Source organism: Stenotrophomonas sp. 05L44_2 (genome assembly GCF_056665995.1).
This window is the reverse complement of the sequence record NZ_JBFTNR010000181.1, coordinates 1-6,001: the sequence shown is the minus strand read 5'-3', so window position 1 is coordinate 6,001 and position 6,001 is coordinate 1. Positions and strand designations below refer to the sequence as shown.

Annotated in this window: 7 protein-coding genes; 1 reads left to right on the top strand and 6 read right to left on the bottom strand. The window is 67.6% G+C overall.

Annotation, left to right across the window (positions count from 1 at the left end):
* From AC1VAN_RS08330 to AC1VAN_RS08320, 3 genes are all read right to left on the bottom strand, one after another.
* Nucleotides 1-1,641, bottom strand: a 1,641-nt coding sequence (locus AC1VAN_RS08330) for a TonB-dependent siderophore receptor (RefSeq protein WP_480985617.1), incomplete at its 3' end; no start/stop codon positions are given.
* A gap of 182 nt (nucleotides 1,642-1,823) precedes the next feature.
* A complete protein-coding gene (locus tag AC1VAN_RS08325) occupies nucleotides 1,824-2,393 on the bottom strand; it encodes a M23 family metallopeptidase (RefSeq protein WP_032975400.1) in 570 nt (189 codons plus the stop codon).
* 43 nt (nucleotides 2,394-2,436) lie between these two features.
* Nucleotides 2,437-2,910, bottom strand: coding sequence for an Lrp/AsnC family transcriptional regulator (locus tag AC1VAN_RS08320; RefSeq protein WP_025878668.1), 474 nt, complete (start codon nucleotides 2,908-2,910; stop codon nucleotides 2,437-2,439).
* Between the two features lie 72 nt (nucleotides 2,911-2,982).
* On the opposite strand from AC1VAN_RS08320, the gene AC1VAN_RS08315 reads away from it, so the two are divergent.
* The gene (locus tag AC1VAN_RS08315) at nucleotides 2,983-3,858 is read left to right on the top strand and encodes an EamA family transporter (RefSeq protein WP_025878667.1); all 876 of its coding nucleotides are present in this window, start codon (nucleotides 2,983-2,985) and stop codon (nucleotides 3,856-3,858) included.
* A gap of 192 nt (nucleotides 3,859-4,050) precedes the next feature.
* Here AC1VAN_RS08315 and AC1VAN_RS08310 read toward each other — a convergent pair whose 3' ends face one another.
* The 3 genes from AC1VAN_RS08310 to AC1VAN_RS08300 all read right to left on the bottom strand — a co-directional run.
* Nucleotides 4,051-4,788 carry an endonuclease/exonuclease/phosphatase family protein gene (locus AC1VAN_RS08310; RefSeq protein ID WP_025878666.1) on the bottom strand — a complete coding sequence of 246 codons (738 nt, stop codon included), beginning with the start codon at nucleotides 4,786-4,788 and terminating at the stop codon, nucleotides 4,051-4,053.
* A 52-nt stretch (nucleotides 4,789-4,840) separates the two neighbouring features.
* Nucleotides 4,841-5,656, bottom strand: coding sequence for a thiol:disulfide interchange protein DsbA/DsbL (locus AC1VAN_RS08305; protein ID WP_025878665.1), 816 nt, complete (start codon nucleotides 5,654-5,656; stop codon nucleotides 4,841-4,843).
* A gap of 106 nt (nucleotides 5,657-5,762) precedes the next feature.
* The coding region (locus tag AC1VAN_RS08300) for a DsbA family protein (protein ID WP_480985616.1) at nucleotides 5,763-6,001 on the bottom strand (239 nt) is incomplete at its 5' end.

The window sequence follows — 6,001 nt, the reverse complement described above, 5'->3', positions numbered from 1 at the left end:
CAGCGAGGCATTCAAACGGTTGTCGAACCAGGCGCCCTTTCGAACCAGGCGCCCTTGACGCCCACTTCGTAGGTCCAGATAGCTGCCGTTGCGGTCCTTCAACGTCTGCGGCTGGAAGATCTCGGTGTAGCTGGTGTACGTCGAGTAGGTGTCGTTGATGTCGAACACGAGGCCGGCATACGGCGTGGTCACCTTGTGCTCGCGATCTGCGCCTTCGCCCTCGCTCTTCCAGTCGGTGTAGCGCGCGCCGATGATCAGCTTCAACGGATCGGCCAGCGACAGGCGTGCGGCGGCATAGCCGGCCTTCTGGGTGATGGTGCCCTCGCTGGCCAGCGCCAGCGGGTTCCAGTTCGGCTCGCTGATGTTGCCCGTCCAGTTCAGGTAACTGGCGAACGGGTCCCAGCTCTGGCCGGCGCCGCCGACCTGGTAGTCGCCGTAGTTGGCGTAGTCGCGCTTGTTGTAGCTCAGCCCGGCCATGAACTGGTGCTCGCGGCCGAACAGCTGGAACGGACCATCAACATAGCCATCGACACCGGTGACCTTGCGCTCGGTGTTGTAGAAGCCTGCGGACGGCGAAATGCCTGCACCGGTGGTCTTGTCGAAGTTCGAGGCGCCGGTGGTCCAATCGTTGTACGCAGGGTAGAACAGCTTGTCGTCGGCCTTGGTCTGGTCATGCGTTGCGCCGATCTTGAACTTCCAGCCGTTGCTGAAGGCGTGCTGCAGGGTGGCGAACGCGCGCTTGCTGGTGGTGTCCCAGTAGGTCCAGTTCGGGCTGGCGTTGAACGATTCGTCGTACGGGGTCGCGCTGCCGTCGGAGTACAGCATCGGGAAGCCACCCCAGGTCGCGCCGTTGGCGCGCTTCTGCTGGTAGTCGTAGCCCACGCTGAGCTGGGTATCCGGGGTCAGGTCGGCGTCGATCACCGCATAGCCCAGCGTCTTGCGCTGGTTGTAGCGGTCCATCTGCCCATCGGTGTCCAGGTAGCTGCCGATCACCCGGCCGCGTACGGTGCCGCTGGCGTTGAGTGCGCTGCCCACGTCCACGGTGGTGCGGGTGCGGCCCCAGCTGCCGACGTTGACCGACACGCTGCCGGTCAGTTCGGCGCTGTCGGCGTGCTTGCGGATCAGGTTCACCGAGGCGGAAGGATTGCCGGCGCCGCTGAGCAGGCCGGTGGCGCCACGCACCACTTCCACGCGGTCATACAGGGCCAGGTCCAGGCCGGAGTCACCGTAGCTCCAGTTCTGCACCATCTGCGTGGGCAGGCCATCGAACTGGTACGCATCGATGTAGAAGCCGCGCGCATAGAACTCGGTGCGCTCGCTGTCGGACTGGGTGCTGGTGACGCCGGTGGTGTTGCCCAGCACGTCGATGATGTCGTCCAGCTGCTGATCTTCGATGCGCTGGTGGCTGATGATGCTGACCGACTGCGGGATCTCGCGCGGCGCCAGGTCGAAGCGGGTGCCGGCCGAGGTACGGCGCACCGAATAGCCTTCGGCGCGCTCGCCCTTTACTACGACCTTGTCGAGGGTGGTCGGGTCGGTGGCGGTTTCGGCGAAAGCGGTGGGTGCGACGGCGCAGAGCGCGACGAGCACGGCAACGGACAGCCGCTGCGGCTGCGGGGTACGGAAGGCGGGACGGATCATGCGGATTCCTGCAACGGGCACGCGCGTTCGGCCGTCATCCAGGAGTCGAGGCGCTACGGGTAGGGGAAGGGCGGGCAGGCCGTCCTGGCACCACCGGAAACGAAAGAAATGGTAATACGAACTATTCCTATTTACAAATCATGAGCAAACGCGTGCGGCCTCGCGGCTCGGCTCGGTTGCCGTCAGCGGGTGCTCTGCGGTTGCAGCAGCGGCAGCGGGTCCCGCGCGCCGTCGGCGCCATAGATGCCCCAATGCAGATGGGGCGGCGTGCCCTTGGCGTTGCCGCTGTCGCCAACATGGCCGAGCAGGTCGCCGGGTTGCACCACCTGGCCGCGCGCCAGGCCATCGGCCCAGTCTTCCAGGTGCGCGTAGTAATAGCGCTCGCGTCCCGGCCCGATCACCCAGACCTGGCGGCCACCGAGTCCGCTGTCGCGGATGTCGGCGACAACGCCGGGGGTAGCGCTGCGCACCGGCGTGCCGCGCTTGCCGAAGATGTCGATACCCGCGTGCGTGCGGTCGCGCCCGCGCGGTGCGCCGAAGGTATCGGCGATCTGCCGGGGCCGCACGCCGTCCACCGGCACCGGCAGTTGCGTGGCCGGTGGCATGCGCGAGAGTGTCCACAGCATCTTCGGTGCGGCAGCCCACGGGCTGTTCCAGAAGGCCATCGCCGCGATGACCAGGATCAGCAGGAAGGCGCCACGCAGCAACCAGCGGCGCAGGCGTCTGGCGTTGGAGGGGGAAGCGGTGTTCATGCGTCACCAGTGTAGGAGCAGGACAGGCTCGACGGCATCTGCGTCATGTCAGCGGCACGTCGAACCCGCGCTTCAACGTGCCCAGCGCCACCGACGTGCGGAAGCGCTCGATGTTGTCATCACCGCCGAACAAGCGCTCGGTGATCGCCTCGTATTCCTCCATCGATGCCGCCGAGAGCAGCAGCAGGAAATCGCCGTCGCCGGTGATCGAGTAACACTGCTGCACGGCAGGGTCGTCCTGCACGCGGCGGCGGAACGGGGCGACCTTCTCGCGCTGTTCGCTGACCACGCGCACCTCGACGATGATGGTCAATGGCCGGCCGATTTTCGCAGCGTCGATCACCGCCACGTTGGCGGCGATCACCCCGCTGTCCTGCAGGCGCCTGATCCGCCGCTGCACCGCCGGCGTGGACAGGTGCACGGCTTCGGCGATCTGCCGCTGCGGCAGGGTGTTGTCCTGCTGCAGGAGGGCGAGGATGGCGCGGTCGAAGCTGTCCAGCACGGGGGCGGTGGCCATGGTGAGCAGAAGTTGCACGGACGGGCCGTCAATTGAGCCAAGTGCTCGCCGCCGACGCAATAGACTGGCGGCATGCAGACTTCTCGAATCGCGCCGATGTTGCCGGCGCTGGCGGTGCTCGGCTCGGTCACCGCACTGGCCATTGGTACCTCCTACGCCAAGCAGCTGTTTCCGTTGATCGGCGCGCAGGGCACCAGCGCGCTGCGCGTGGGCTTTTCGGCGTTGTTGCTGCTGCTGTTCTGGCGGCCATGGCGCTGGAAGACCAGCCGCGTGGATGCGGTCACCATCCTGCGCTACGGCCTCACCCTGGGCCTGATGAACCTGTTGTTCTACATGGCCTTGCGCACGATCCCGTTCGGCATCGCGGTGGCCATCGAATTCACCGGCCCGTTGACGGTGGCGATGCTGTCGTCGCGGCGGCCGATCGATTTCCTGTGGGTGGGTTGCGCGGCGGTCGGGCTGCTGTTGCTGCTGCCGATCGGCGGCGGCCCGGCACTGGACCCGGTGGGCGTGCTGTACGCCATGGGGGCGGCAGCGTGCTGGGGCCTGTACATCGTGTTCGGCAAGCGCGCCGGCCACCTGCACGCCGGGCATTCGGTGTCGCTGGGGCTGCTGGCCGCGTCGCTGGTGGTGGTGCCGGTGGGCGTGGTGCATGCCGGCGCGGCGTTGCTGGAGCCGAAGATCCTGCTGGCCGGGCTGGTGGTGGCGCTGGTGTCCAGCGCGATCCCGATGTCACTGGAAATGATGGCGCTCAAGCGCCTGCCCAAGGAGACCTTCGGCATCCTGATCAGCATGGAACCGGCGGTGGCCGCGCTGTGGGCGATGCTGCTGCTGCATGAGCACCTGCATGGCCTGCAGTGGCTGGCCATCGGCTGCACGGTACTGGCCTCGGTGGGCAGCACGATGACCGCACGGCGGTTGAAGGTGCCGGTGGCGCAGGCGGGGTAGCGCTGGGCCATGCCCGGCGGAGAGCGTGCGGACCAACGGTCCGCACCCACCAGGTCAGCCTGCCAACGGTCCGCACCCACCAGCTCAGCCTGCCAACGGGGTCCGCACCACCAGGGCAGCTTTCCAACCAAGGTTGGGCCCTTACCAGGGGCGGTAGCGCCGGGCCATGCCCGGCGAGCGCAGCGGCAGGGCTCAGCGCAGGGCGTCGGCCGGGACGTCGATTGCCATCGCCAAGGCAAGATGGTCGGAGAACGCAGCGGGCACCGCTTCCACGGTGCGGGTCTGCAGGCCGCTGCTGACCAGGATGTGGTCGATGGCGCGGTCGGGGCGCCAGCTGGGGAAGGTCGGCACGATGCAGCCGGGCGGCTGCAGCCGGGTCTTCTGGTACAGCACCTGCATTTCCGGACGTTCGGCCAGGCAGTTGAAGTCGCCCATCAGCACCGCATTGGGGTGGTCGGACAACAGCTCGGCAATGAAGCCGAGCTGGGCCATCCGCGAACCGGCGCCCAAGGACAGATGCGCTACCGCAACGGCCAGGCCATCGCGGCCATCGCCGAACTTGGCCAGCAGCACGCCGCGCCCGCCGATACGGCCGGGCAGGGCGTGGTCCTGCACTTCCACCGGTTCCAGCTTGCTCAGCAGGCCGTTGGCGCTGGAGGCGACGCCACCCATGCGCCGGTTCGGCTGGTGGCTCCAGTAATTGAAGCCGGCGCGTTGGGCCAGGTAATGGGTCTGGTTGGTGAAGCCCGAGCGCAGGCTGCCCGGGTCGGCCTCCTGCAGGCCGACGATGTCATGACCGCGCGCCAAAGTGGCAATCGCGTCAAGGCTGCTGCGCTTGCGACCCGCCGGCAGCGCATGTGACCAGCTGCGGGTCACATAGTCGCTGTAGCGGCGGGTACTTGAGCCGGCCTGGATGTTGGCCGTCAGCAAGCGCAGGGTCCGTGTTGTGGGGGAAGTCACGGCCGGGAAAACGTCTCTTTGATCAGTGAGCCTGGGCCGCACCGCGTTCGCGGGCGATCAGGTGGTCGGCAATGCGCAGCATGTCCGGGAAGCTCTTGCCCTTCACCAGGTACTTGCCGTTGACGATGATCGACGGGGTGCCGCTGATCTGGCTGCGCTGGGCGAACTGCTTGGCCGAGTTGGTCTTGGCATTGACCGCGAAGCTGCCCATGGTGGCGGCGAACTGCTTCGGATCCACGCCGTAGGCACCATAGAACTTGGCGATGTCATCGACCGAATCAGCACCGCGCTCGCCCTTCAGGGTCTTCTGCGAGTGGATGGCCGAGTACAGCGCTTCGTGAGTCTTCTCCTGCACGCCCAGGGTCTGTGCGGCGTAGAAGGCACGGGCGTAGTTGTCCCAGGTGCCGCCGAACATGGCCGGCACGTAGACGAAGTTCACATCGCTCGGCAGGCCAGCCTTCCACGGGCCGACCAGCGGCTGGAACGCAGCGCAGGCCGGGCAGACGTAACCGAAGATCTCGACCACTTCGACCTTGCCGGCGGCCGGCTGGAACGGCTGGCCGTTCGGGATCAGCTGGTAGTCGGCGCCTTCCACCGGGGCCGGGCCGGTCAGCGCGGCGGTGGTCGGGGCAGGTGCAGCGCTGGCAGCGGTCTTGTCACCTTCGGCAGCCGGTGCAGCGGCTTCGCCGCCTGCGGCCGGCGCGGCCGGTTCGGTGCTGGCCGGGGTCGCTGCCGGTTCTGCCGGGGCGGAGGTGTTGGTGGTGCCATCGTCGGCCTTGCAGGCCGCCAGGATCGGCAGCAGCGCTGCGAGGGCGAGGGCGGCGAAACGGGTCTTCATGGAAGCGTCTCCAGCATCTGGAAAGGTGGGGCCGGCGTCAGGCGCCGGCCAGAGGGAAATGATGACATGCGGCGGCGACAGCGCCGTGTCGATGGTGTGTGTTGGTTCAGCGGCCGCGGGCGGCGCGGGCCTGGGCGATCAGCGCCGAGGCGATGCGCAGCTGGTCGTCGAAGCTCTTGCCACGGACCAGGTACTGGCCATTGATGATGATGGCCGGGGTGCCAGGCACCTGGGTGCGCTGGGCGAAGGCACGGGCGGCATCGACCTTCTTCTGTACCGCCTCGCCGCGCAGGGCCTGCGTGTAGCGCTCCGGGGCCACGCCGTAGGCGGGGCCACGCCGTAGGC

Excerpts from the sequence above, each read along its gene's own strand:
- AC1VAN_RS08320 (WP_025878668.1), bottom strand. The coding sequence starts at position 2,910 with ATGGCCACCGCCCCCGTGCTGGACAGCTTCGACCGCGCCATCCTCGCC.
- AC1VAN_RS08305 (WP_025878665.1), bottom strand. The coding sequence starts at position 5,656 with ATGAAGACCCGTTTCGCCGCCCTCGCCCTCGCAGCGCTGCTGCCGATC.
- AC1VAN_RS08325 (WP_032975400.1), bottom strand. The coding sequence starts at position 2,393 with ATGAACACCGCTTCCCCCTCCAACGCCAGACGCCTGCGCCGCTGGTTG.
- AC1VAN_RS08315 (WP_025878667.1), top strand. The coding sequence starts at position 2,983 with ATGCAGACTTCTCGAATCGCGCCGATGTTGCCGGCGCTGGCGGTGCTC.